Annotated in this window: 20 protein-coding genes; 10 read left to right on the forward strand and 10 right to left on the reverse strand. The window is 61.6% G+C overall.

The window, feature by feature from the left end; all coding sequences use genetic code 11:
- Positions 1-770 (reverse strand): cbb3-type cytochrome c oxidase subunit I (locus NR164_RS10295; protein ID WP_256822719.1); only part of this gene is annotated, 770 nt, incomplete at its 3' end.
- Between the two features lie 79 nt (positions 771-849).
- On the opposite strand from NR164_RS10295, the gene NR164_RS10300 reads away from it, so the two are divergent.
- Positions 850-1,542 (forward strand): alpha/beta family hydrolase, encoded by a 693-nt coding sequence (locus tag NR164_RS10300; protein ID WP_256822720.1) that lies wholly within the window; start codon positions 850-852, stop codon positions 1,540-1,542.
- A gap of 218 nt (positions 1,543-1,760) precedes the next feature.
- On the opposite strand, the gene NR164_RS10305 is transcribed toward NR164_RS10300, so the two are convergent.
- Entirely contained in the window at positions 1,761-3,326 is a 1,566-nt protein-coding gene (locus NR164_RS10305) for a PAS domain-containing methyl-accepting chemotaxis protein (RefSeq protein ID WP_079444491.1), read from the reverse strand.
- A gap of 73 nt (positions 3,327-3,399) precedes the next feature.
- Entirely contained in the window at positions 3,400-4,191 is a 792-nt protein-coding gene (locus NR164_RS10310) for a CPBP family intramembrane glutamic endopeptidase (protein ID WP_079444490.1), read from the reverse strand.
- 425 nt (positions 4,192-4,616) lie between these two features.
- Between NR164_RS10310 and NR164_RS10315 the strand changes: the two genes are divergently transcribed.
- A complete protein-coding gene (locus tag NR164_RS10315; RefSeq protein WP_057003831.1) occupies positions 4,617-5,477 on the forward strand; it encodes a DMT family transporter in 861 nt (286 codons plus the stop codon).
- Positions 5,478-5,509: 32 nt separating this feature from the next.
- Here the strand turns inward: NR164_RS10315 and NR164_RS10320 are convergent, their stop codons facing one another.
- The gene (locus NR164_RS10320; protein WP_256822721.1) at positions 5,510-6,406 is read right to left on the reverse strand and encodes a DMT family transporter; all 897 of its coding nucleotides are present in this window, start codon (positions 6,404-6,406) and stop codon (positions 5,510-5,512) included.
- A gap of 255 nt (positions 6,407-6,661) precedes the next feature.
- Between NR164_RS10320 and aceK the strand changes: the two genes are divergently transcribed.
- The 5 genes from aceK to NR164_RS10345 all read left to right on the forward strand — a co-directional run bounded on the left by aceK (position 6,662) and on the right by NR164_RS10345 (position 14,643).
- Positions 6,662-8,383 (forward strand): bifunctional isocitrate dehydrogenase kinase/phosphatase, encoded by a 1,722-nt coding sequence (gene aceK / locus NR164_RS10325; protein WP_046489433.1) that lies wholly within the window; start codon positions 6,662-6,664, stop codon positions 8,381-8,383.
- Between the two features lie 70 nt (positions 8,384-8,453).
- Positions 8,454-12,365, forward strand: a complete 3,912-nt coding sequence (gene hrpA, locus NR164_RS10330) for an ATP-dependent RNA helicase HrpA (RefSeq protein ID WP_256822722.1) — start codon at positions 8,454-8,456, stop codon at positions 12,363-12,365.
- 228 nt (positions 12,366-12,593) lie between these two features.
- Positions 12,594-13,715, forward strand: coding sequence for a beta-ketoacyl-ACP synthase III (locus NR164_RS10335; protein WP_017845271.1), 1,122 nt, complete (start codon positions 12,594-12,596; stop codon positions 13,713-13,715).
- Positions 13,716-13,801: 86 nt separating this feature from the next.
- Entirely contained in the window at positions 13,802-14,416 is a 615-nt protein-coding gene (locus NR164_RS10340; RefSeq protein WP_017845272.1) for an RNA polymerase sigma factor, read from the forward strand.
- Positions 14,410-14,643, forward strand: a complete 234-nt coding sequence (locus NR164_RS10345; RefSeq protein WP_017845273.1) for an anti-sigma factor — start codon at positions 14,410-14,412, stop codon at positions 14,641-14,643. Before NR164_RS10340 ends, NR164_RS10345 begins: the two co-directional genes overlap by 7 nt.
- A 120-nt stretch (positions 14,644-14,763) precedes the next feature.
- On the opposite strand, the gene NR164_RS10350 is transcribed toward NR164_RS10345, so the two are convergent.
- Positions 14,764-16,086 (reverse strand): putative porin, encoded by a 1,323-nt coding sequence (locus NR164_RS10350; RefSeq protein ID WP_079444487.1) that lies wholly within the window; start codon positions 16,084-16,086, stop codon positions 14,764-14,766.
- 284 nt (positions 16,087-16,370) lie between these two features.
- Here NR164_RS10350 and NR164_RS10355 point away from each other — a divergent pair, with 284 nt between their 5' ends.
- Positions 16,371-17,495 carry a GNAT family N-acetyltransferase gene (locus NR164_RS10355; protein WP_079444486.1) on the forward strand — a complete coding sequence of 375 codons (1,125 nt, stop codon included), beginning with the start codon at positions 16,371-16,373 and terminating at the stop codon, positions 17,493-17,495.
- Between the two features lie 12 nt (positions 17,496-17,507).
- Here NR164_RS10355 and aqpZ read toward each other — a convergent pair whose 3' ends face one another.
- The 5 genes from aqpZ to NR164_RS10380 all read right to left on the reverse strand — a co-directional run bounded on the left by aqpZ (position 17,508) and on the right by NR164_RS10380 (position 22,611).
- Positions 17,508-18,209, reverse strand: coding sequence for an aquaporin Z (gene aqpZ, locus NR164_RS10360; RefSeq protein WP_126588855.1), 702 nt, complete (start codon positions 18,207-18,209; stop codon positions 17,508-17,510).
- A gap of 177 nt (positions 18,210-18,386) precedes the next feature.
- Positions 18,387-20,219 carry an ABC transporter ATP-binding protein gene (locus NR164_RS10365; protein WP_046382464.1) on the reverse strand — a complete coding sequence of 611 codons (1,833 nt, stop codon included), beginning with the start codon at positions 20,217-20,219 and terminating at the stop codon, positions 18,387-18,389.
- A gap of 83 nt (positions 20,220-20,302) precedes the next feature.
- Positions 20,303-20,866: a peptidylprolyl isomerase A gene (locus tag NR164_RS10370; RefSeq protein ID WP_017845278.1), complete on the reverse strand. Its 564-nt coding sequence runs from the start codon at positions 20,864-20,866 to the stop codon at positions 20,303-20,305.
- A 3-nt stretch (positions 20,867-20,869) separates the two neighbouring features.
- On the reverse strand, positions 20,870-21,673 hold the full coding sequence (locus tag NR164_RS10375) for an alpha/beta fold hydrolase (protein ID WP_256822723.1): 804 nt from the start codon (positions 21,671-21,673) through the stop codon (positions 20,870-20,872).
- A gap of 14 nt (positions 21,674-21,687) precedes the next feature.
- Positions 21,688-22,611, reverse strand: a complete 924-nt coding sequence (locus NR164_RS10380; protein ID WP_017845280.1) for a LysR family transcriptional regulator — start codon at positions 22,609-22,611, stop codon at positions 21,688-21,690.
- A 49-nt stretch (positions 22,612-22,660) separates the two neighbouring features.
- On the opposite strand from NR164_RS10380, the gene NR164_RS10385 reads away from it, so the two are divergent.
- Both NR164_RS10385 and NR164_RS10390 read left to right on the forward strand, forming a co-directional pair.
- Positions 22,661-22,975 carry a hypothetical protein gene (locus NR164_RS10385; RefSeq protein WP_026139816.1) on the forward strand — a complete coding sequence of 105 codons (315 nt, stop codon included), beginning with the start codon at positions 22,661-22,663 and terminating at the stop codon, positions 22,973-22,975.
- 151 nt (positions 22,976-23,126) lie between these two features.
- Positions 23,127-23,726, forward strand: coding sequence for an FMN-dependent NADH-azoreductase (locus NR164_RS10390; protein WP_017845282.1), 600 nt, complete (start codon positions 23,127-23,129; stop codon positions 23,724-23,726).
- The last annotated feature ends 160 nt before the right edge of the window (positions 23,727-23,886 follow it).

Genomic DNA, 23,886 nt, shown 5'->3' on the forward strand with positions numbered 1-23,886 from the left:
TGCGGACCGGCCCAGATGTACAGGGTGATCAGCGCCCAGAAGTGGACGATGGACAGGCGATAGGAATACACCGGACGTTCGGCTTGCTTGGGTACGAAGTAGTACATCATCCCGAGGAAGCCGGCAGTCAGGAAGAAACCTACTGCGTTATGCCCATACCACCACTGCACCATGGCATCCGTCGCACCGCCGTACAGCGAGTAGGACTTGGTCAGGCTGACCGGGATTTCCAGGTTGTTGACGATATGCAGGATTGCCACGGTGATGATGAACGCACCGAAGAACCAGTTACCGACATAGATGTGCTTGGTATTGCGCTTGGCCACAGTGCCGAAGAACACAATGGCATAAGCCACCCAGACGATAGTGATCAGGATGTCGATCGGCCATTCCAGCTCGGCGTATTCCTTGGAACTGGTGTAACCCAGTGGCAAGGTGATCGCTGCCAGGACAATGACCAGTTGCCAGCCCCAAAAGCAGAACTGCGCGACTTTCGGCGCGAACAGCTGGGTTTGGCAGGTGCGCTGCACCGAGTAGAAGGAGCTGGCAAACAGCGCACAACCCCCGAAGGCGAAGATCACCGCGTTGGTGTGCAGCGGGCGCAAGCGGCCAAAGCTGGTCCAAGGCAAGTCGAAGTTGAGTGCAGGCCACACCAATTGAGCCGCGAGAAAAACCCCGAGCCCCATGCCGACGATGCCCCACACCACCGTCATAATCGCGAATTGGCGGACCACCTTGTAGTTATAGGCGGTACTTAAAGTAGTGTTCATGGTTCCCCATCCACGGTTCAACCCAAGCAGATGCGACACTTGGGCTGGAGTTATAGGCAGACTAAAAAGCGAGGTAAGCATGGGCAAAGAGCACAAGGCCAGTATTGACGGGGATCAATGGGCACGGTGTGTGCAGGAGCATGGCTGGCTGTGGGATATCGCCTCGGGTGCGTCAGCGCATACGCCTGTGACGCTGATCCTGGCCCACGGCGCCGGCGCACCGATGGACTCATCTTTCATGAACGACATGGCTGCGCGCCTTGCCAGGCATGGCGTCAATGTGGTGCGCTTTGAGTTTCCCTACATGGCCCAGCGCCGGTTGGACGGGGGCAAACGCCCGCCCAACCCGGCGCCGAAACTGCTGGAAAGCTGGCGCGAGGTGTATACCGAGGTGCGACGCCATGCCGCTGGGAAACTGGCCATTGGTGGCAAGTCCATGGGCGGGCGCATGGCCAGTTTGCTCGCCGATGAATTGGAGGCCGATGCCTTGGTGTGCCTGGGCTATCCGTTCTATGCGGTGGGCAAGCCGGAAAAGCCGCGAGTCGCGCATTTGGCCGGGTTGAACACGCCGACATTGATTGTGCAGGGCGAACGCGATGCCTTGGGTAATCGAGCCGCGGTGCAGGGGTATGACTTGTCACCGAGCATCGAGGTGCTGTGGCTGGCGGCGGGGGATCATGATTTGAAACCGTTGAAGGCTTCAGGGTTCAGCCATGAGCAGCATTTGGAGGCGGCGGCGGTGCGAGTGGCTCAGTTTATCGGCGCCTGTTAGAGCGCTATCGGGGGCAAGCCCCCTCCCACATGAGGTGTACACGGTTAAATGTGGGAGGAAACAAGCCCTCTCCCACATTCGACCGCATTCCAAGGTGTGTACACGGTTAAATGTGGGAAGGAACAAGCCCTCTCCCACATTCGACTGCATTCCAAGGTATGTACGCGGTTAAATGTGGGAGGGGCGGTGCGACGATTCGGCTTGCCCCCGATAGCGGTTTAACGGTTAAAACGCTCTACCAGCGAATACTGAGTATTGGCGGTAACAGTAAGCTCTTCACTCAACTGCGCCGAGTTCAATGCCTGTTCCGAGGTCTGGTCCGCCAACAGCGCGATGGTGCTGATATTGCGGCTGATCTCTTCGGCCACCGAGCTTTGCTCTTCCGTGGCGGCGGCGATCTGGGTGGTCATGTCAGTGATGTTGGCCACCGCTTCGCTGATGCCCACCAGTGCCTGGTCCGCTTCCATCACCCGCGCCACGCCTTCTTCGGCCTGGCGATGCCCGGCGTCCATGGTTTGTACGGCAGCGGCGGCGGTCTGCTGCAGCTTGGCGATCAGGGTATGGATCTGCCCGGTCGATTCAGCGGTACGCTGCGCCAATTGGCGGACTTCATCGGCAACCACCGCAAAACCACGGCCCATCTCACCGGCACGTGCCGCTTCGATCGCGGCGTTCAAGGCCAGCAGGTTGGTCTGGTCGGCGATGCCTTTGATCACGTCGACCACGCCGCCGATTTCATCGCTGTCCTTGGCCAGTTGGGTGACCGTCACGCCGGTCTCGCCAACCGCGGCCGACAGCCGCTGAATCGCCTCGCGGGTTTCCCCGGCGATATCGCGGCCGCGCCCGGTCAGGCGATTGGCTTCCTGGGTGGCATCGGCCGTGCGCTGCACATGGCTGGCGACTTCCTGGGTGGTCGCCGCCATCTGGTTGACCGCGGTAGCCACTTGTTCGGTTTCCACACGCTGGCGTTCCAGGCCGCTGGAGCTGTTGTGCGCCAGGGTGTTGGACTGCGCGGCCTGCTCGTTGAGGTGTTCGGCGGTGTCCTGCAAGCGCGTGAGACAGGTCTTCAGACGTGCCTCTTGGCTGAGGATCGACATTTCCAGTCGCGCCTGGGCGCCACGGCTGTCGGTATACATCTGCGCGATCAACGGGTCGGAGGTGGTCTGTTCGGCCAGGCGCAGCAAACGCTTGAGGCCGCGCTGTTGCCAGCTCAGGCCCAGCAGGCCCAGCGGCACCGACAACCCTGCCGCGAGGGCAAAGCCCCATTGAGAATTGAGCGATGCGCCAATCATGAAGCTCAACTGGCTGACCAGAATAAATGGCAGCCAGTCCTGCAGCACCGGCAGCCACTTGTCCCGCCGGGGAATGGCGGGCTTGCCCTGATTGATGCGGTGGTAGAGCGCTTCGGCCCGGCGGACCTGCTCGGCGGTGGGCTTGACGCGCACCGATTCATAGCCGATCACCTGGTTGCCATCGAACACCGGCGTTACATAGGCGTTGACCCAGTAGTGATCGCCGGTTTTGCAGCGGTTCTTGACGATGCCCATCCATGGCAAGCCTTGCTTGAGCGTGGACCACATGTGTGCGAACACTGCCGCCGGAACGTCCGGGTGGCGTACCAGGTTATGCGGGGCACGCACCAGTTCGTCGCGGGAGAAACCACTGATTTCGACGAAAGCGTCGTTGCAATAAGTGATGACACCCTTGGCATCTGTGGTGGAGATCAACCGTTGCTGAGCGGGGAAGGTACGTTCGCGCTGGGTAACGGGTTGGTTATTACGCATGGTTATTCAATCCGCAAGGCTTTCAAGGGGTATCGGCGGTGGCGATCATTTATTTAACTTATTTTCGTAATAATCAGCCGGCGAGCATTGGGTAGGAAAACAGTCCGAAATGCAGCAAATTCAGGCCGAAATGCGTGGCAATTGCCGCACCCAGGCCGCCAAAACGATAAGCAAGGCCATAACCGGCCCCGGCGATGCTGGCCAGCAGCACCCACTGCCAGCCCGCGCTCAGGTGCGCCAGGCCGAACAGCAGCGAGGCCAGCAGCAATGCGAGGTTTTCGCCGTAGGGCAAGTGTTTGAGGCGCTGGCTCAGGCCGCCCTGAATGTAGCCGCGAAACAGCGCTTCTTCCACCAGCGTCACCAGCAACAGGTTATTCAGCACCCACAGCCACGCCTGCTCCGGCCACTTCGGCGCCCAACTGATGATCCCCAGCAACGCCGCGCCGCCCAGCGCCGCCATGGCCGTCAGCGCCAGCGCCAGGGCGGTGACGCAGATCGACAGGCGCAATGAACGCCGCGCCACAATCCACGGGCAGGCCAGCAGCAGCCAGAAACCGATCAGTGGTTTGTCTTGGTTGAGGTACATCGAGAAGGGCACGGCATCGGCGCTGAAACGCTGGGGGGCGATACCACGCCCGTTGTAGAACCCCGGTAGCCAGTGCATCGCCAGGCCCAAGGCCAAGACGATGAACAACCCGTGGCCGACGTAGCGCGCCCACGGGGTACGTTGTTGGCGTACCGCATACCCGGCGATCAACAACAGCGCCACGGAGATGGCCGCGAGCACACCCAGTTGGCCGTAGAGCAACGCCAGTGCATAGCCGATGGACAGGAGGACGAGATACACCCAGGGCAATGCGGTCATGTGACATCCTTGGAAAAAACTGCTCGGTAGTATAGCGAGTGGGTTCCGGCGCCAAAATGAAAATGCCGTCACGCGAAAAGGGCGCTGTCGGAGCGATTGCAAAATATGTCGGCGGTTGGTTATAGTCGCCGCGTCTTCACCTCCTCAAAAGATCAGCCCATGCCTGCATTCCTGTGCATAGCGGTAGTCGATTCAGCGTCCAGCGCTGTGGTCGTGCCGTGCGGGAACCTGCAGCCTGCGCAGATCAGCCACTACCCCCCACCTGTCAGTAGCACGCCGGTGTACGCAGTCGTATCACCGCCGGGTGTTGGCATTTCGGGCTGATCAGCTGATTGCTGTTGCCCTATGCCCGCCTGAAAAAAACCTACTGAGTTTCAGCCTTGCTTGGCTGAATCGGCTTTTTTGCCTGATTACAGGTGGTAACCATGTCTGTTATGTCGAAACAATCCGTGGCCGCGGCGGCCTCGACGAGCCTGTTCGTATTGCTGTGGAGCAGCGGGGCGATTTTCTCCAAGTTGGGCCTGGCCCATGCGTCGCCCTTTGCCTTTTTGCTGATCCGTTTTGCCATCGCCCTGGCGGGGCTGGTGATGCTGGTACCGATCCTCAAGCTGAAACTGCCACAACCCGGCAAGCCGCTGTGGTATGCGGCGGCGACGGGGCTGGTGTTGTTGGGGGCGTACCAGATTTTCTATCTGCTGGCCCTGGACCTCAACGTCACGCCGGGGATGATGGCGACCATCATGGGCGTGCAGCCGATCCTGACCGTGGTGCTGATGGAGCGCCAGCGTTCCTGGCGCCGGATGTTCGGCCTGGGCCTGGGGTTGGCCGGCTTGATCATGGTGGTGTACCAAGGCATCGGGTTGTCGCGGATGTCCCTGGCCGGGATGCTGTTCGGTTTGCTGGCCCTGGCAAGCATGACCTTCGGCTCGATCATGCAGAAGCGCATCACCGATAACCCGTTGGGCACGCTGCCCGTGCAATACCTGGCCGGGTTGGTGTTGTGCTCGGTGTTCGTGCCGTTCCAGCCGTTCCACTTTGAACACACCGCCAGTTTTTACCTGCCGGTGCTGTGGATGGGCCTGGTGGTGTCGCTGCTGGCGACGCTGTTGCTGTACCGCCTGATCGCCCGCGGCAACCTGGTCAATGTCACCAGCCTGTTCTACCTGGTGCCGGCGGTGACGGCGGTGATGGATTACCTGATCTTCGGCAATCGGCTCGCGTGGTTGAGCTTACTGGGGATGGGGTTGATCATCATTGGTCTGGTTTTTGTGTTCCGTCAACGCTAACCAGCGGACACGCTGTAGGGGCAGGCATGCTCCTACAGCGCTTTGGCCAATTTCCCTGGCCGCAACACCAACCACAATGCCCCCGCGATCAATATCCCGCCATACAGATGCGCCATCGACAGCGGCTCATCCAGCAGCAACGCGCCCCACAGCACCCCGAACGGTGGGATCAGGAACGTGGTGGTCATCGATCGCACCGGGCCAATGGCTGTCAGCAGGCGAAAGTACAGGACGTAGGCTAACGCCGTACACATCAGCCCCAACCCGAGCAACGACAACCACACGTGCCAACCGCCCCAGCTTGCCGGCGGATGAACGATGGCGCTGTAGGCAAACAGCGGCAGCAGGAACAAGGTCGCGCCGAGCATGCTGCCCAGGGCCGCGAGCCGACTGTCGAGCCCGCCGCGCTGATCCAGCCAGCGGCGCGCGAGAAACCCGGCAAAGCCGTAGCAAGTGGTGGCCAACAAGCAGGCCAACGCGCCCATCAACAATTCCAGGTCAAACGCCACCGGCCCGGCGCGGGTCAGTACGCCCACGCCAAACAGGCCCAGGCACACCCCGGCGACTTTCGATGGCGTCAGGCGTTCGCTGAAAAACACTCCGCCAATCAGCACGCCCATTAACGGCGTGGTGGCATTGAAGATCGCCGAGTAACCCGCCGGCAACACCTGGGCCGCCACGGAGTACAGGGTCGCGGGTATGCCGGAGTTGATCACGCCCAGCAGCAGGATGGTCTTGAACTTGCCTTGGAAGTCCCAGTTCACGCGCATCACCGCGAGCATCACCAGCAACCCGGCGGCGGCAATCGACACGCGGAAAAACGCGGTCGGCAGCGTGCCGATTTCCGGGGCGATAATACGCATGAACAGGAAACTCGCGCCCCAGATCGCGGCCAGCCCCAGCAGGTATAGGGTGTCGACAGGTCTCACGGAAAACTCCTACATCAATAAGGCGGCGAGTGTTGCCCAGCGACTGGCTCGACACAATCACTGATTACAGGACAACCCGCGTCATCGGCTGTGTTGGCCGATTTGTGCATTGGCCGCAGTGAGTGTTTCCAATAACGCCCATAAATCTGCGAAATGAACGAAAGTCCACAAACAAGCATGCTAAATGACTGCTTCTCCTGGCTCCCTTGACTGGCTAAGCTCTGGGCTTCCAGATACCCGTCCGAGGTTTCCCGCATGTCGCAGCGCACACCCGCCCTCGCTATCGCCCAGATGATCCTCGATGGCTTCGACGATTACCGCGAGCACTTCCGCCAGATCACCGATGGCGCCCGTGAACGTTTCGAAAAGGCCCAGTGGCAGCAGGGCCAGGCGGCTTCGGCGGCGCGTATCAACCTGTATGAGGAGAAAGTCAGCGAAGTGACGAGCCGCCTGCGGGCGAGCTTCGATGACGCCACCCTGATGGACATTGAGGCCTGGCCGTTGGTGAAAAGCGCCTACATCGGCCTGATCGACCTGCGCTTTGACGATGAGCTGTCCGAGACCTGGTACAACTCGATCTTCTGTGGCCTGTTCAGCCATGACCTGATCAGTGACGGCTGCATGTTCGTCCACACCACGCGGCCGAGCCTGCGCCGGGCGAGGGCGGCGCAAACCCGGGTCTACACCCCAGTCGGCAAAATTTCCGACATGCTGGCGCAGATTTTCGCTGATTACAGCTTCAGCGAGCCCTACGCGGACCTGCCGGCCGACCTGCGCCGCCTCGAAGTGCAACTGCGCGAGAACCTGCCGGACTGGGTGTGCAAGGACCCTGAGCTGAAGGTCGAGCTGTTTTCCTCGGTGCTCTACCGCAACAAGGGTGCCTACCTTGTCGGACGCATCTACACCCGTGACGAGCAGTGGCCCCTCGTAATCCCGCTGCTGCACCGCGAAGGGCAGGGCATCCAGATCGACGCGCTGATCACCGACGAAGCCGATGTGTCGATCATTTTCTCCTTCACCCGCTCCTACTTCATGGTCGACGTGCCGGTGCCGGCGGAGTTCATCGGCTTCCTCAAGCGCATCCTGCCGGGCAAGCACATTGCCGAGCTGTACACCTCAATCGGCTTCTACAAGCACGGCAAGTCGGAATTCTATCGCGCGCTGATCAACCACCTGGCCACCACCGACGATCAGTTCATCATGGCTCCCGGTATCCGCGGCATGGTCATGAGCGTGTTTACGTTGCCGGGCTTCAACACGGTGTTCAAGATCATCAAGGACCGCTTCTCGCCGTCGAAAAACGTCAGCCGCGCCACCGTGATCGAGAAGTACCGCCTGGTCAAAAGCGTCGACCGCGTCGGGCGCATGGCCGATACCCAGGAGTTCGCCGATTTTCGCTTTCCGTTGAGCAAGTTCGAGCCCGAGTGCCTGGCCGAATTGCTCGACGTGGCCGCCAGCACCGTTGCCGTCGAAGGCGACACCGTGCTGATCCGCCACTGCTGGACCGAACGGCGCATGACCCCGCTCAACCTCTACCTCGACAACGCCAGCCCCGCCCAGGAACGCGAAGCCCTGGAAGACTATGGCCTGGCGATCAAGCAACTGGCGGCGGCGAACATTTTCCCCGGCGACATGCTGCTGAAGAACTTCGGCGTCACCCGCCACGGCCGCGTGGTGTTCTACGACTACGACGAGATCTGCTACCTCACCGAAGCCAACTTCCGCCACATCCCCGCGCCCCGCACGCCGGAGGATGAAATGGCCTCGGAGCCCTGGTACTCCATCGGCCCGCTGGATGTGTTCCCCGAAGAGTTCCCGCCGTTCCTGTTCGCCGACGCCGGCCAGCGCAAGCTGTTCGATCAACTGCACGGCGAGTTGTACGATGCCGACTACTGGAAGGGCCTGCAGGACGCGATTCGCGCCGGAAAGGTCATCGATGTGTTTCCATACCGGCGCAAGGAGCGCGAGAACGAATGAGGGGCGCGCATGCCGGCGGTTTTCTGCGACAATCCGCCCCCTGCATAAATAGACGACCAAAACGCACCTGATGACTGACCAAGCGCCCGCTATCGACCAACTGCTGAAAAACCTCGATCACGCCATGCTCGCCGACCGCCACCGTTTGCGGCGGCAGTTGCTCGAGCTGCGCAAGAAGCCCGATGAGGAGAAGCTGGCGCAGTGGGTGACGCGCATGCAGGCGTCCTGCGCCCAGGTCACGGCGCGGCGCGCCAGCCTGCCGCTGATCCGCTACGACGACAGCCTGCCGATCGCCGCCAAGCGCGACGAAATCAAGGCGGCGTTGCTCAAGCATCAGGTGCTGATCATCGCCGGCGAGACCGGTTCGGGTAAGACCACCCAGTTGCCGAAAATCTGCCTGGAGATCGGTCGCGGCCAATACGGCCTGATCGGCCATACCCAGCCGCGTCGGATCGCAGCGCGCAGCGTCGCCAGCCGGGTTGCCGAAGAGTTGGCCACGCCGCTCGGCGCACTGGTCGGTTATCAGGTGCGCTTCGAAGACCAGAGTGATTCCAACACCCTGATCAAGCTGATGACCGACGGCATCCTGCTGGCGGAAACCCAGAACGACCGCTACCTCGAACGCTACGACACGATCATCGTCGACGAAGCCCACGAACGCAGCCTGAACATCGACTTCCTGCTCGGCTACCTGAAAACCCTGTTGCCGCGTCGCCCGGACCTGAAAGTCATCATCACCTCGGCCACCATCGACCTGGAGCGCTTCTCCAAGCATTTCGACGATGCGCCGATTGTCGAAGTGTCGGGCCGCACCTTCCCGGTGGACACTTGGTATCGCCCGCTGACCCTGGAACAGGACGAGGAGGGCAACCGCGTCGAGGACGACTTGACCGTCGACCAGGCGATCCTTGCCACCCTCGATGAAATCGCCGCCTACGAGCGCAGCGAGCGGCGCAGCCCTGGCGACGTGCTGGTGTTCCTGCCGGGCGAGCGCGAGATTCGCGATGCCGCCGACATGCTGCGCAAGGCCCAGCTCAAGCACACCGAGATTTTGCCGCTGTACGCGCGCCTGTCACCGGCCGAACAGCAGCGCATTTTCCAGTCCCACCCGGGCCGGCGCGTGGTGCTGGCGACCAACGTCGCCGAAACCTCGCTGACCGTGCCGGGCATTCGCTATGTGATCGACAGCGGCACCGCGCGCATCAGCCGCTACAGCTACCGCGCCAAGGTGCAGCGACTGCCCATCGAGGCGATCTCCCAGGCCAGCGCCAACCAGCGTAAAGGCCGCTGCGGCCGGGTCGAGCCGGGGATTTGCATCCGCCTGTACAGCGAAGAAGACTTTATCGGCCGTCCGGAATTTACCGACCCGGAGATCCTGCGCACCAACCTGGCGGCTGTGATCCTGCAGATGCTGCACCTGCGCCTGGGCGAAATCAGCGACTTCCCGTTTATCGAACCGCCGGACGGCAAGGCCATCAGCGATGGTTTCAACCTGCTGCAAGAACTGTCGGCGGTCGACCGCAACAGCCAACTGACCCCGCTGGGTCGCCAGTTGGCGCGCCTGCCGGTGGACCCGCGCATGGGCCGCATGCTGCTCGAAGCCGCCAAGCTGGGCAGCCTGCAGGAAGTGCTGATCGTGGCCAGCGCCATGTCGATCCAGGACCCGCGCGAGCGCCCGCCGGAACGCCAACAGGCCGCCGACCAGGCCCACGCACAATGGAAGGACGCCGATTCGGACTTCGCCGGGTTGGTCAATCTGTGGCGTGGCTTTGAAGAGCAACGCCAGGAACTGACCGCCAGCCCGCTGCGCAACTGGTGTCGCAAGAACTTCCTCAACTACTTGCGCCTGCGCGAGTGGCGCGATTCCCATCGCCAGTTGAGCCTGATCTGCCGCGACATGCAGCTGACCGTCAACAAGGAACCGGCCGACTTCGCGAAACTGCACAAAGCCGTACTGTCGGGCCTGCTCAGTCAGATCGGGCAGAAAACCGAAGACGGCGATTACCTCGGTGCGCGTCAGCGGCGCTTCTGGATTCACCCGTCGTCGGGCATCGGCAAGAAACGTCCGCAGTGGCTGATGACCGCCGAGCTGGTCGAAACCACCAAGCTGTACGCACGCATGGTGGCGAAGATCGATGCCGACTGGATCGAACCGCTGGCCGGGCACCTGATCAAGAAAAACCACTTCGAACCGCATTGGGAGAAGAAGCGCGGCCAAGTGGTGGCGTTCGAGCAGATCACCCTGTTCGGGCTGATCGTGGTCGGGCGCCGGCCGGTGCATTACGGGCCGGTCGACCCAGTGGTGTCGCGCGAGTTGTTTATCCGCGAAGGCCTGGTGCGCGGCGAGATTCAGTCCCGGGCCAAGTGCCTGATCGCCAACCAGCAACTGCTGGAGCAGCTCGACGAGCTGGAAGCCAAGGCGCGTCGGCGCGACATCCTGGCCGACGAAGAGACGCTGTACGCGTTCTACGATGCGCGCTTGCCGGCGGAGATCCACCAGACCGCGACGTTCGACAGCTGGTACAAGGTCAACAGCCAGAAAGACCCGCAATTGCTGATCATGCGCGAGGAAGACGTGCTGGCCCGCGACGCCAGCGAAGTCACCGCCGCGCATTACCCGGACACCCTGCACCTGGGCGACCTGGCGCTGGCCTTGAGTTACCACTTCGAACCCAACCACCCGCGTGACGGCGTGACCTTGCGCGTGCCGGCGCCGCTGTTGCCGGCCTTGCCCGCCGAACGCTTGGAATGGCTGGTGCCGGGGGTGATCGAAGCCAAGTGCATCGCCCTGGTGCGCAACCTGCCCAAGGCCCTGCGCAAGAATTTCGTGCCGGTGCCGGACTTCGTCAGGGCCGCCCTGCAACGTATCGAATTCGCCCAGGGCTCGCTGCCCCAGGCGCTGGGGCGCGAACTGCTGCGCATGACCGGCGCGCGCGTCAGCGATGAAGCCTGGGCCGAGGCCGCGCAGCAGGTGGAAAGCCACCTGAAGATGAACCTGGAAGTGGTCGACGGCCAGGGCAAGTTTCTCGGCGAAGGCCGCGACCTGGCCGAACTGACCGCGCGCTTTGCCGAGGCCAGCCAGGCCGCGTTGGCCGTGCCGCAGACGGCAAAAAGCCAACAGCCGGTGGAAGCCAAGGTGTTCGCGGCGGTGGCCGAGAAGACCCAGCAAAAGATCGCCGGGCTGTCGATGACGGTGTACCCGGCGCTGGTGGAAGAAAACGGCACGGTCAAGGAAGGACGTTTCTCCACCGCCGCCGAGGCCGAGTTCCAGCACCGTCGCGCCTTGCAGCGCCTGCTGATGCAGCAATTGGCCGAACCGGCAAAATTCCTGCGCGGCAAATTGCCCGGCCTGACCGAGCTGGGCCTGATGTACCGCGAACTGGGGCGCATCGAGGCGCTGGTGGAAGATATTTTGCTGGCCAGCCTCGACAGCTGCGTGCTGGAAGGCGAAGCCAGCCTGCCGCGTGACGGCGCCGGGCTGGCGGCGCTGGCCGAGCGCAAGCGTGGCGGTTGGACCGAACACGCCGAGCGCCTGGCGCGCTTGACCCTGGACGTGTTGAAACTCTGGCACGGCCTGCAAAAGCGCTTCAAAGGCAAGATCGACCTGGCCCAGGCGGTGGCCTTGAACGATATCAAGCTGCAACTGAGCAATCTGGTTTATCCCGGCTTTGTGCGCGAAACTCCGGCGCAGTGGTTCAAGGAGTTGCCGCGTTTCCTCAAGGCGATCGAGCTGCGTCTGGAAAAACTGCCCAGCCAGGTGCAAAAAGATCGGGTGTGGAGCGGCGAGCTGGCGGGCCTGTGGGCGCAGTACCAGAACCGTTTGAACAAGCATGCCCAGGAAGGCAAGCACGACCCCCAGCTAGCGCTCTATCGCTGGTGGTTGGAGGAATATCGGGTGTCGTTGTTTGCCCAGCAGTTGGGCACCCGGGTGCCGATTTCCGACAAGCGCTTGAGCAAGCAATGGAGCCTGGTCGAAGCGTAATCACACCAATGGGCAATGGCGCTTATCCGGGATATGGCGCCAAATCCCCAGGGTTGTGGCAAACTTCGCGGTTATAAATGCCGGGAGCGTCGTGATGGGCTGGTGTGCAGCCGCGGCGCGATGGAATAAAGCGTTGCCAGTTTGATGCCCGCTGGACGGAATCAAACGACTTACAGTTTGGTACGACGGTACCAATATCTTCTGCCTGACAGATTTAGAGGAACGACCGTGCATAACGTCGTCATCAGCGGCACTGGCCTGTACACCCCGGCCAACAGCATCTCCAACGAAGAGCTGGTGCAGTCTTTCAATACCTACGTGCAGCAGTTCAACACGGAGAACGCCGCCGCCATCGAGCGCGGTGACGTGCAGGCGCTGACGGAGTCCAGCGCAGCCTTCATCGAGAAGGCGTCGGGCATCAAGAGCCGTTTTGTGATGGACAAGGACGGCATCCTGGACCCGCAGCGCATGACCCCGCGCCTGCCCGAGCGCAGCAACGACGAATGGTCGGTGCTCTGCCAGATGGCCATCGGCGCCGCCGAACAGGCCCTGCAGCGCGCCGGCAAGACCGCCGCCGACATCGACGGGGTGATCGTCGCCTGCTCCAACCTGCAACGCGCCTACCCGGCCATCGCCATCGAAGTCCAGGAAGCCCTGGGCATCGCCGGTTTCGGCTTCGATATGAACGTGGCGTGTTCCTCGGCGACCTTCGGCATCCAGAACGCCGCCAACAGCATCAAGCTGGGACAGGCCCGGGCGATCCTGATGGTCAACCCGGAAGTCTGCACCGGCCACTTGAACTTCCGCGACCGCGACAGCCACTTCATTTTCGGTGACGCGGCCACTGCGGTGATCCTCGAGCGCGCTGACCTGGCGACCTCCGAGCACCAGTTCGACGTGGTCAGCACCAAGCTGCTGACCAAGTTCTCGAATACCATCCGCAACAACTTCGGCTTCCTCAACCGCGCGGCGGAAGAGGGCATCGGCGCGCCCGACAAGCTGTTCGTGCAGGAAGGCCGTAAAGTCTTCCGGGATGTCTGCCCGATGGTCGCTGAGTTGATCGGCACGCACCTGGCGGAAAACCAGTTGAACGTGAACGACGTGAAGCGCTTCTGGCTGCACCAGGCCAACCTGAGCATGAACCACCTGATCGTGAAGAAGCTGCTGGGGCGTGAAGCCACGGTGGAAGAAGCACCGGTGATTCTCGACACCTACGCCAACACCAGCTCGGCGGGTTCGGTGATCGCGTTCCACACTTACCAGGACGACCTGCCCAAAGGCGCCGTGGCGGTACTCAGCTCGTTTGGCGCTGGCTATTCGATCGGCAGCGTGATCCTGCGCAAACGCTGATCCTGCGGCTCGCCGCGGTCAAATGTGGGCGCTGGCAAGCCAGCCCCCACATAGATCGCGTTCTCACTTGGAAACCGAGGTCTCGAATGGCAGTAGCGGACGACGCGCACCTGCTTGAACGCTTGCTCAAGGGCGAGCAGCGGGCCTACAAGGAATTGGTCAGCCAATACCAAAGCGCCATGCGCGCGGTGGCCTATGCGATTGCCGGTCAGCGTCATGCCGACGAAGTGGTACAGGACGCCTGGCTGTCGGTGGTACGCAACCTGCCCAAGTTCGAAGGGCGCTCCAGCCTCAAGACCTGGCTGCTGACCATCACCGCCAATGCTGCCAAGAGCCGCTACAAACAGAATCGTCGCGAAGTGTTGCTCGATGATTTGCCCTCGCCCCACGGCACGATCGGCGATGAGCGTTTCAGCGCGGATGACGGTCACTGGGCGGTCGCCCCTTTTGCCTGGCACCAGGACACCCCGGAAGCCCTGCTCACGGAGGACGAACTGCGCAAATGCCTGGAACATACGTTGCTGAGCTTGTCGGAATTGCAAAGCAGCGTACTGGTGCTGCGTGAACGCCAGGGCCTGGAGTTGGAGGAGATTTGTAATCTTCTGACGCTTTCGCTCTCCAATGTGCGGGTGCTGTTGCATCGCGCACGGCTTAAAGTCTTCGCCACGGTGGAGCATTTTGAGGAAACCGGCGAATGTTGACGTGTAAAGAGCAAGTGGCGCGTTCCAGTGACTTTCTCGATGGTCAGTTGACCTTTCGCGAGCGGCTGCTGGTGCGTCATCACTTGATGTTCTGCCCTAATTGCCGGCGTTTTATCCGTCAGATGCGCTTGCTGCAGGCCACATTGCGGATCATGCCGCAGGCGCCGGTACAGGATGTGGATGCCTTGGCTGAACGGCTGGCCGCCGAGCGGCGCAAGGATCAGTAACGGCGGGGGGAAGGCAGACTCGCGTGGGAGAATCGGACGGATGATGGGGACCGATTTACCCACGCCAGGCTGTTACAGCCACCCCGGGCCATCCTGGCCCAAGGCGTGTCGCACTTACAGTTAGAACTTGGCTTCAGCATCCAACTGCAGGGTGTTGGTGTTGGCATCACGCTGCGTGCGGCTGGCGTAGTCAGCCTTGGTCAGGAAGTACGTGGCGCCGACAGCGAAGTTCTTGTCGATGTCGTAGCTGACCTTCATCTTATGACCGCGCGAACCGGTGGTGCCGTTGGCGAAGTCCGAATCGGTGAAGGCGCCTACCACAGCGTTACGTTGTGTATCGCGGTAGTTGTAGTCCAGGTTGAAACCGAACACCTTGGACTTGGCACCCAGCAACCAGGCGGTGTCCTGATCGGTGGAAGCATCGTTGTTCTTCACGTACTGACCGTAGAACGCCAGCGGCACGGCCAGGCCACCGATGTCGGCTTGGGCAAAACCTTCGTACAGACGGAATTGTTCGTTCGCCGAGTTGCCGTTGACCGCCAGTGCGCAAGGCGTGGTGCTGCTCGTACAGGTGCTGTTTTCGTCGTTCTGGTAGGCGTAGATACTGCCGCCCAGGGTCATTTTCAGGTTGTCGGTCACCGAGAAACGCGTGCCCAACTGGCCGGAAGTCAGGCGCAGGTCGTGGCGGAATTGCACGCCGTCGCCGTCGACGTTGTCCTTGAGGTTGTAGTTACCGAGGCTGCCGAACAGCTCGGCGCTGCTACCCAGCGGGTATTTGTAGGTCAGGGCCAGACCTTCCGGGTTGATATCGCTATCCCAGATCACGTCGCCCATGTTCACCCATGGCTGGAGCATCTTGCCGCCGATGACGTGCAGGTTCTTGATCTGCTTCGGGTGGTAGTCGATGTAGCCGAGGTCCAGCCAGATCGACTTCTTGTCGAAGTAGTTGTCCTGGTCCTGGTTGGTGGAGCGTGCATCGTCGCTGCTGCCGGTGGCGATACGAATGCCGGTGTCGACCTGGTCGTTGATCTCGGTGTAGGCGCCGAGACGGGCACGGATACGCTGACGGTCCTTGTCACGGCCACCGTTGTTGGATTCGCCCTGGATCTTCACGGTTTCCTGACGGAAGCGCACGTCACCCTTGAACTGGGTCTTGGCGGCCCAGGCAAGTTTCTGGTCGAACACGCTCAGGTCGTTGGTTTTTTTCGCGGTGGCCGCGATCTGTTCGTTGGTCTCTTGTTGAGCTTGCTGTGCGATCTGCTTTTCTTTCTGATCCTTGGCCAGCTCAGCTTGCAGTTCAGTGTACTGCGAAGCCGAGATTTGACCGTTGGCCTTGAGCATGTCGAGCAATTTAGCGTCGACTGCAGCGCTGGCCGGAACGCTCAGGGCCAGCAGCAAGCCGCCACAAAGGGCCGCCGCAGTTTTAGTGGAAGCAAGACGCATATCAATCTCCGAAAGTGAGGAGGGATGGCAAACCATCCAGGACACAACCGACCGATGACGGACGGAAAAATAACTGCCGGGGTAGAACCAGGCGCGCTAAAAACAGGCGTCAGTATCGCGATCGTTTATGACGGCGCAGTGGCGAACTGATGTCAGGTAGATGACAAATTATTTATGAACGGAACTATTGGTTTAGAGCCTTGTCCGGCGATTTGGAGGTGTGTCGGCAGCGGCGATAAGCGATACTCGCGAGGCTTTCACGCCCTGAAGTAGTGAGGATGCCGATGCCGCTGCAACGCCTGGACAGCCTGTCCGAAATCGCCCCGCAGGCCTGGGACGCCCTGGTGCCGCAGGCCCAGCCCTTTGTGCGACATGCGTTCCTGAGCGCGCTGGAAGACAGCGCCAGCCTCGGCCCGCATTCGGGTTGGCAGCCTGAGCATTTACTGCACTGGGACGGTGATCGGCTGGTGGCGGCATTGCCCGGTTATCGCAAATGGCATTCCTCTGGCGAGTACGTCTTCGACCACGGTTGGGCGCAGGCCTGCGAGCGGGCCGGTATCGATTACTACCCCAAGCTGTTGGTCGCCGTGCCGTTCAGCCCGGTCAGCGGCCCGCGCCTGTTGGCCGCCAGCGCTGAAGACGGTTTCGAGTTGCTCGGCAGCCTGCCCGGTTACCTGGAAATCGAAGGGCTCTCCAGCGCCCATATCAACTTCACCGACCCGCTGGCGGATGACGCCCTGGCCCGACAGCCGGGCTGGTTGCCGCGCCTGGGCTGTCAGTTTCACTGGCAGAACCGCGGCTACCGGGATTTCCAGGACTTCCTTGACGCCTTGAGTTCGCGCAAGCGCAAACAGATGCGCAAGGAGCGCGAACAGGTGGCGGGGCAGGGCATTGAGTTCGAATGGTTGCAAGGCCATGAACTGAGCGAGGCGCAGTGGGATTTCGTCTACGCCTGCTACGCCAACACCTACGCGGTGCGCCGCCAGGCGCCGTACCTGACCCGTGCGTTTTTCAGCCTGCTGGCCGAACGCATGCCCGAAGCGATCCGCGTGGTGCTGGCCAAACAAGGCACGCGCCCGGTCGCGATGGCGTTCAGCTTGATCGGCGGCGACAGCTTCTTTGGGCGTTACTGGGGCTGCCTGGCGGAATTCGACCGCCTGCATTTCGAAACCTGCTTCTACCAAGGCATGGATTACGCCATCGCCCACGGCTTGCAGCGCTTCGATGCCGGTGCCCAGGGCGAGCATAAATTGATTCGCGGGTTCGAGCCGGTGATCACCCGGTCGTGGCACTACCTGCGTCATCCAGGGTTGAAGACGGCCGTCGAAGACTTCCTGGAGCGCGAGCGGGTGGGGATTCTGGCGTATGCCGAAGAAGCGAGGGCAGCCCTGCCGTATCGGCAGGGCTGAACCCGTTTTGCCTCAGGCCGGCTCCTCCTTGCCCAACCATCGATAGACCACGCCGCCGATCACCGCGCCGAGGATCGGCGCGAGCCAGAACATCCACAATTGCTGGATCGCCCACCCGCCCACGATCAGCGCCGGTCCCGTACTGCGGGCCGGGTTGACCGAGGTGTTGGTCACGGGAATCGAGATCAGGTGGATCAAGGTCAGCGCCAGGCCGATGGCGATGGGGGCGAGGCCCTTCGGGGCACGCGGGTCGGTGGCGCCGAGGATGATCAGCACGAACATCGCTGTCATCACCAGCTCACAGACAAACCCCGCTGCCATTGAATAGCCGCCAGGCGAATGCTCGCCATAGCCGTTGGAGGCCAGGCCTGACGCCAGTTCGAACCCCGGTTTGCCGCTGGCGATCACATACAACAGCGCCGCGGCGATAATGCCGCCAATGACCTGGGCAACGATGTACGCCGGTAACTCCCTGGCCGGAAACCTGCCGCCCACGACCAGCCCCACCGATACCGCCGGGTTGAGGTGACAACCGCTGATGTGCCCGATGGCGACCGCCATGGTCAGTACCGTGAGCCCGAAGGCCAGGGCCACCCCCAACAACCCGATGCCGACTGCGGGAAACGCCGCGGCCAACACCGCACTCCCGCAACCGCCCAGCACCAGCCAAAACGTACCTAAACCTTCTGTGACTGAACGCTTGAACAAAGACATGTACCCGTCCTTGATAGATCGCTCTACCGAATCAGTAAATCAGTGATGCTCCCTGCGATTTACTTCAGCGCCCGTCTTGGCACTGCACTGAGTACAGCACGGTTGCGGCACAAATCCAGGACACCCATGTGGGAGCAAGCCCCCTCCCACCTTTTGAGTTGTGTAGGCCCGGCAGTTTCAGTCGATGCCGACGAAGCCTCCGGTCTGGTGCTGCCACAGCCGCGCATACAGCCCGCCGTGGGCGAGCAACTGGGCATGGCTGCCGGTCTCGGCGATCTGGCCTTTCTCCAGCACCACCAGGCGGTCCATCCGCGCAATGGTCGACAAGCGGTGCGCAATCGCAATCACCGTCTTGCCTTGCATCAGGGTTTCCAGGCTTTCCTGGATCGCCGCTTCGACTTCCGAGTCCAGCGCCGAGGTGGCTTCGTCCATGATCAGGATCGGCGCATCCTTGAGCAGCACCCGCGCGATGGCGATGCGCTGGCGTTGCCCGCCGGACAGTTTCACGCCGCGCTCGCCCACATGGGCATCCAGCCCGGTGCGGCCTTCGGCGTCTGACAGCTGCGGGATGAACTCATCGGCACGCGCCTTGCGTATGGCCGCCCAGAGCTCCTCGTCGCTGGCGTCCGGCTTGCCATACAACAGGTTCTCGCGGATCGAGCGGTGCAGCAGCGACGTGTCCTGGGTGATCATGCCGATCTGTTCGCGCAGGCTTTCCTGGGCGACCTCGGCGATGTTCTGGCCGTCGATCAGGATGCGCCCGCCTTGCAGGTCGTACAGGCGCAGCAGCAGGTTGACCAGGGTCGATTTGCCTGCACCGGAGGGGCCGATCAGGCCGATTTTTTCACCGGCCTCAATGGTCAGGTTCAGGCCGCCAATGATCCCGCTTTTCTTGCCGTAGTGGAAATCCACCTGCTCGAAGCGCACTTCGCCATGGGGCACGGTCAGGCGTGGAGCGTTGTCGCGGTCGACCACGGCCAGCGGCTGGGCGATGGTTTTCAGGCCGTCCTGCACCATGCCGATGTTTTCGAAAATGCCATTGACCACCCACATGATCCAGCCGGACATGTTGACGATGCGAATCACCAGGCCGGTCGCCAGGGCAATCGCGCCCACGGAAATCAGCGAATGGGTCCACAACCACAGGGCCAGGCCGGTGGTGGTGACGATCAGCAGGCCGTTCATGGTGGTGATCACCACGTCCATGCTGGTCACCACGCGGCTGGCCAACTGGGTTTTTTCGGTCTGCTCGATGATCGCTTCCTTGGCGTATTCCTGCTCGGATTGGGTATGCGCGAACAGCTTCAAGGTGGTGATGTTGGTGTAGCCATCGACGATGCGGCCCATCAACTTGGAGCGCGCCTCGGAGGAAATCACCGAACGTGCTTTCACCCGCGGCACGAAGTAGCGCAATGCCAGGCTGTAGCAGACGATCCAGGTCACCAGCGGGATCATCAGGCGCCAGTCGGCTTCGGCAAACAGCACCAGGGAACTGATGGCGTAGATCGCCACGTGCCAGATCGCATCCACGGCCGCCACGGCGGAATCGCGCAGGGAGTTGCCGGTTTGCATGATGCGCTGGGCGATGCGCCCGGCGAAGTCGTTCTGGAAGAAATTCAGGCTCTGCTTGAGCACGTAGCTGTGGTTTTGCCAACGGATCAGGCTGGTCATGCCAGGGCTGATGGTCTGGTGGACCAGCAGGTCATGCAGGGCGCCGAAGATCGGGCGCAGCAGCAGGGCGACCACGCCCATCCAGATCAACTCGGTGCTGTGGATCTGGAAAAAGTTCGCGGGCGGTGTGCCCTGGGCCAGGTCGATGATGCGGCTCAGGTAGCTGAACAGCGCGACTTCGATCAGTGCGCCGATCAGGCCCACCACCAACAGCGCGGCGAAACACGGCCACACCTGACGCAGGTAGTAGAGGTAGAAAGGCAGGACTTTATCGGGAGGGGCGGCGCTGGGCGCGTCGCGGAAAATATCGATCAGTTGTTCGAAACGACGATAGAGCATTAGGGTTGACGCCCGCCCGGCGGGCTCTCCTGTTCAAAGGCGCGCGACGCCTTGTGAGCGCCGCGCGGAACTACCTGCGGACCTCAGTCGATGCGCTTGGCCGACTTGATCAGGACAGGATCGATTGGCACGTTCTGCATGCCTTGTTTGGTGGTGGTCTGCGAGTTGACGATGATGTCGACCACGTCCATGCCTTTGACCACTTTGGCGAACACGGCATAACCGGCATCGCGGCCTGGATCGAGGAAGGCATTGTCCGCGACGTTGATGAAGAATTGGCTGGTGGCCGAATCCGGGTTCGAGGTGCGGGCCATCGACAGCGTGCCACGCACGTTATGCAGGCCGTTGCTGGCTTCGTTCTTGATCGGTGGGTTGGTGTCTTTTTGCGCCATCTGCGCAGTGAACCCGCCGCCCTGGACCATGAAGCCCGGGATCACACGGTGGAAAATCGTGTTGGTGTAGAAGCCCTTGTCGACGTAGGCCAGGAAGTTCTTGCTACTGATCGGCGCCTTGACCGGGTCCAGTTCGATTTCAATGTCGCCGTTGGTGGTGGAGATCAATACGTGGGGCGCCTTGGCGGGCTCGGCGGCCATCAGGTTGGCAGCGAACAGAACGGAACCGGCAAAGAAGGCGATTTTTTTCAGCATGGGTCAGTGATCCTGGGTAGTGGTTTCGACTGTCTTTAGAAAATCGAGCAGGGTAGCGTTAAAGACATCGGGTTGATCCAAGGGTGTGGCATGGCGGGAATCTTCGATGACCACCAGCCGCGCATCGGGCAGCAGTTTTACATAGATTTCTTTGTGCGCCACAGGGGTGTAGTCGTGGTCGGCGCTGATGACCAGGGTTGGACAGGTAATTCTGCAAAGTCGTTCCTGCACGCCCCAGCCCACAATTGCATCGAAGCTGGCGAGATAAGCACGTTTGTCGTTTTTTGCCCAGCGCTCGGCCATCTTGCGGCGCAGGTCGGCTTGCTGCGGTTTGGGAAACAGCCGGTCGCCCAGGGCCTTGCCGATGGTGGCCAGGCTGAGGACGCGTGCCAGGGTCCAGCGCTTGGCCCATTGCCAGTAATCGTCGGCGCTGCGCACCTTGACCTCGGGCGCGCTGTTGACGATGCACAGGCTCTTGACCCGCGCCGGTTCGTCCACCGCCAGTTGAAACGCGATCATGCCGCCCATGGACAAGCCCACCACGTGCGCGGCGGGCAGGTCCAGGTGTTCGATCAGGGCGATCAGGTCGAGGGTGAAACCTTTGATGCTGTAGCGCTCCCGGGGTTTGTCGGAACGCCCATGGCCACGCACGTCCACCACGATCAGGCGGTAATGCCGGGCCAGCACCGGAATCTGCAGTTCCCAATCCTGGCTGCTGGAGCCCAGGCCGTGGATCAGAATCAGCGGGGTGCCGTGACCATATTCCTCGTAATGCAGGCTGCACCCTTCATGTTCGAACCAGGCCATGCATGAACTCCGTTTCAGGCTTGCTGCGGTGCGGCGAAAGGCGCATCCAGGGGGGCGGTGTCAAATGTGCGCAGCAGCTCCACGAGGATCTGCGTCGCTGGCCCCAAGGGTTTGTCCTTGTTCGAGTACAGGTAGAACGTAGGGTGACGGCTGCCACCCTGCTCCAAGGGTAGCTGCTTGAGCACGCCTTCGGCGAGTTCGCGCTCAATCATGTGCCGGGGCAACCAGGCAAAGCCCAGGCCGCTGCCGACGAAACTGGCGGCCGTGGCGAGGCTGCCGACGGTCCAGCGCTGTTCGGCGCCGAGCCAGCCGACATCGCGCGGCTGCTGGCGCCCGGAGTCGCGGATCACCACTTGCATCTGGCTTTCCAGGTCCTGGAAGCTCAGTTCGCGGTTCATGCGGTGCAAGGCATGCTCGGGGTGAGCGACGGCGACAAACTCCACGTTGCTCATCTCGGTGCCGAGATAGCCGGGGATGTTGAAGCTGCTGATCGCCAGGTCGGCCACGCCTTCGATCAACAGCTCTTCAACCCCCGACAACACCTCTTCGCGCAGGCGCACGCGGCAGCCGCGGCTTTGCGGCATAAAGGCGGTCAGGGCGCGCACCAGGCGTGCATTCGGGTAGGCGGCATCGACCACCAGGCGTACTTCGGCTTCCCAGCCCTGTTCCATATGGTGGGCGAGGTCTTCGAGTTGGCTGGCGTTTTTCACCAACTGCCGGGAGCGGCGCAACAGCACTTCGCCGGCGTCGGTGAGCACGGCCTTGCGCCCGTCGATGCGCAGCAGCGGCACCCCGAGCTGGTCTTGCATGCGGGCCACGGTGTAGCTCACCGAGGACTGCGAACGGTGCAGCGCTTCGGCCGCCTGGGCGAAGCCGCCATGGTCGACCACGGCTTGCAGCGTGCGCCATTGATCGAGGGTAACGCGGGGCGCTTTCAAGATGAGCTCCTCTTGTCCTAAGCTGACAGTCCTTATTGGAGACTGCCGAATGAGAAAATTGTGTTGTGTGGTGCTGGCACTGCTGCCGCTCAGTGCGTTTGCCTACCCCATCGATGTGACAAAAAAGATCGACGGCGTGAGCGTGGATTACACCGCGTCCGACGTGGACGGTGACATCAGTTCGATCCAACTGAACAACTACGGCACGCGCGACGCGCTGTGTTCGGTGACTTTCACCAACGGCCCGGAATCACCCCGTCGCCGTACTGTCAGCGTGCCGGCGGGCAAAAGCACCAACACCACCGTCAAGTTCAACCGCGCGATCATCAAGATGCGTATCGCACTGGAATGTGCACCGAAATAAAGCGACAGCGGAGCATGCCTACAGCAATACTCCGCTTATAAACAAATTTCTAGATGGGTTGTAGCAGTTTTTTGCGCTTTTTTATCGAATTGGCTCTGGTTAATCTTTTCTCCATCGACTTACAGCAATTACAGATGGAGCCTACGCAGCCATGTCCAACGTACTGATCATCGAAAGCAGCGCCCGCCAGCAGGATTCGATCTCCCGCCAACTGACCCGGCAGTTCATCAGCCAATGGCAGGCTGCGCACCCGGCGGATCAGATCACCGTGCGCGACGTGGCGCTCAACCCGCTTCCGCACCTGGACGCCAACCTGCTCGGCGGCTGGATGAAACCGGCGGATCAGCGCAGCGCCAGCGAACAGGCATCCCTGGATCGCTCCAACACCTTGACCGACGAATTGCTCGCCGCCGACGTGTTGGTGATGGCGGCACCGATGTACAACTTCGCCATCCCCAGCACCCTCAAAGCCTGGCTGGATCATGTGTTGCGTGCAGGTGTGACCTTCAAGTACACCGCCACCGGCCCCCAGGGTTTGTTGATCGGTAAGCGGGCCATCGTGCTCACCGCCCGGGGCGGGATTCACACCGGCGCAAGCTCCGATCACCAGGAACCTTACCTGCGTCAGGTGATGGCATTCATCGGGATTCATGACGTGACGTTCATTCACGCCGAAGGGGTGAACCTGAGCGGCGACTTCCAGGAAAAAGGCATCAACCACGCCAAGGCGTTGCTGGCGCAAGTCGCGTGATCCTTTAATCGTCACATAATCGCGCGGTGTTTATATCTCACCACGCAAACCCTTCAAGTCCGCGTAAAAACCTCCCTTTGCACTTGTTGCTCCTGAGTGCTCCTGCCCGACTGCCGCTATCGCGAGGTCGGGTTTTTTTTGCGCCGAGTTTCGTGAGCCG

Origin of the sequence: Pseudomonas sp. Pse79 (genome assembly GCF_024519615.1) — a bacterium.
Taxonomy (GTDB): Bacteria; Pseudomonadota; Gammaproteobacteria; order Pseudomonadales; family Pseudomonadaceae; genus Aquipseudomonas; species Aquipseudomonas veronii.

Coding starts and splice junctions, on each gene's coding strand:
- NR164_RS10365 (WP_046382464.1), bottom strand. CDS start 20,219: ATGCTCTATCGTCGTTTCGAACAACTGATCGATATTTTCCGCGACGCG.
- NR164_RS10390 (WP_017845282.1), top strand. CDS start 23,127: ATGTCCAACGTACTGATCATCGAAAGCAGCGCCCGCCAGCAGGATTCG.
- NR164_RS10385 (WP_026139816.1), top strand. CDS start 22,661: ATGAGAAAATTGTGTTGTGTGGTGCTGGCACTGCTGCCGCTCAGTGCG.
- NR164_RS10375 (WP_256822723.1), bottom strand. CDS start 21,673: ATGGCCTGGTTCGAACATGAAGGGTGCAGCCTGCATTACGAGGAATAT.
- NR164_RS10340 (WP_017845272.1), top strand. CDS start 13,802: ATGGCAGTAGCGGACGACGCGCACCTGCTTGAACGCTTGCTCAAGGGC.
- NR164_RS10300 (WP_256822720.1), top strand. CDS start 850: ATGGGCAAAGAGCACAAGGCCAGTATTGACGGGGATCAATGGGCACGG.
- NR164_RS10370 (WP_017845278.1), bottom strand. CDS start 20,866: ATGCTGAAAAAAATCGCCTTCTTTGCCGGTTCCGTTCTGTTCGCTGCC.
- NR164_RS10345 (WP_017845273.1), top strand. CDS start 14,410: ATGTTGACGTGTAAAGAGCAAGTGGCGCGTTCCAGTGACTTTCTCGAT.
- NR164_RS10355 (WP_079444486.1), top strand. CDS start 16,371: ATGCCGCTGCAACGCCTGGACAGCCTGTCCGAAATCGCCCCGCAGGCC.
- hrpA (WP_256822722.1), top strand. CDS start 8,454: ATGACTGACCAAGCGCCCGCTATCGACCAACTGCTGAAAAACCTCGAT.
- NR164_RS10305 (WP_079444491.1), bottom strand. CDS start 3,326: ATGCGTAATAACCAACCCGTTACCCAGCGCGAACGTACCTTCCCCGCT.
- NR164_RS10350 (WP_079444487.1), bottom strand. CDS start 16,086: ATGCGTCTTGCTTCCACTAAAACTGCGGCGGCCCTTTGTGGCGGCTTG.
- NR164_RS10315 (WP_057003831.1), top strand. CDS start 4,617: ATGTCTGTTATGTCGAAACAATCCGTGGCCGCGGCGGCCTCGACGAGC.
- NR164_RS10310 (WP_079444490.1), bottom strand. CDS start 4,191: ATGACCGCATTGCCCTGGGTGTATCTCGTCCTCCTGTCCATCGGCTAT.
- aqpZ (WP_126588855.1), bottom strand. CDS start 18,209: ATGTCTTTGTTCAAGCGTTCAGTCACAGAAGGTTTAGGTACGTTTTGG.
- aceK (WP_046489433.1), top strand. CDS start 6,662: ATGTCGCAGCGCACACCCGCCCTCGCTATCGCCCAGATGATCCTCGAT.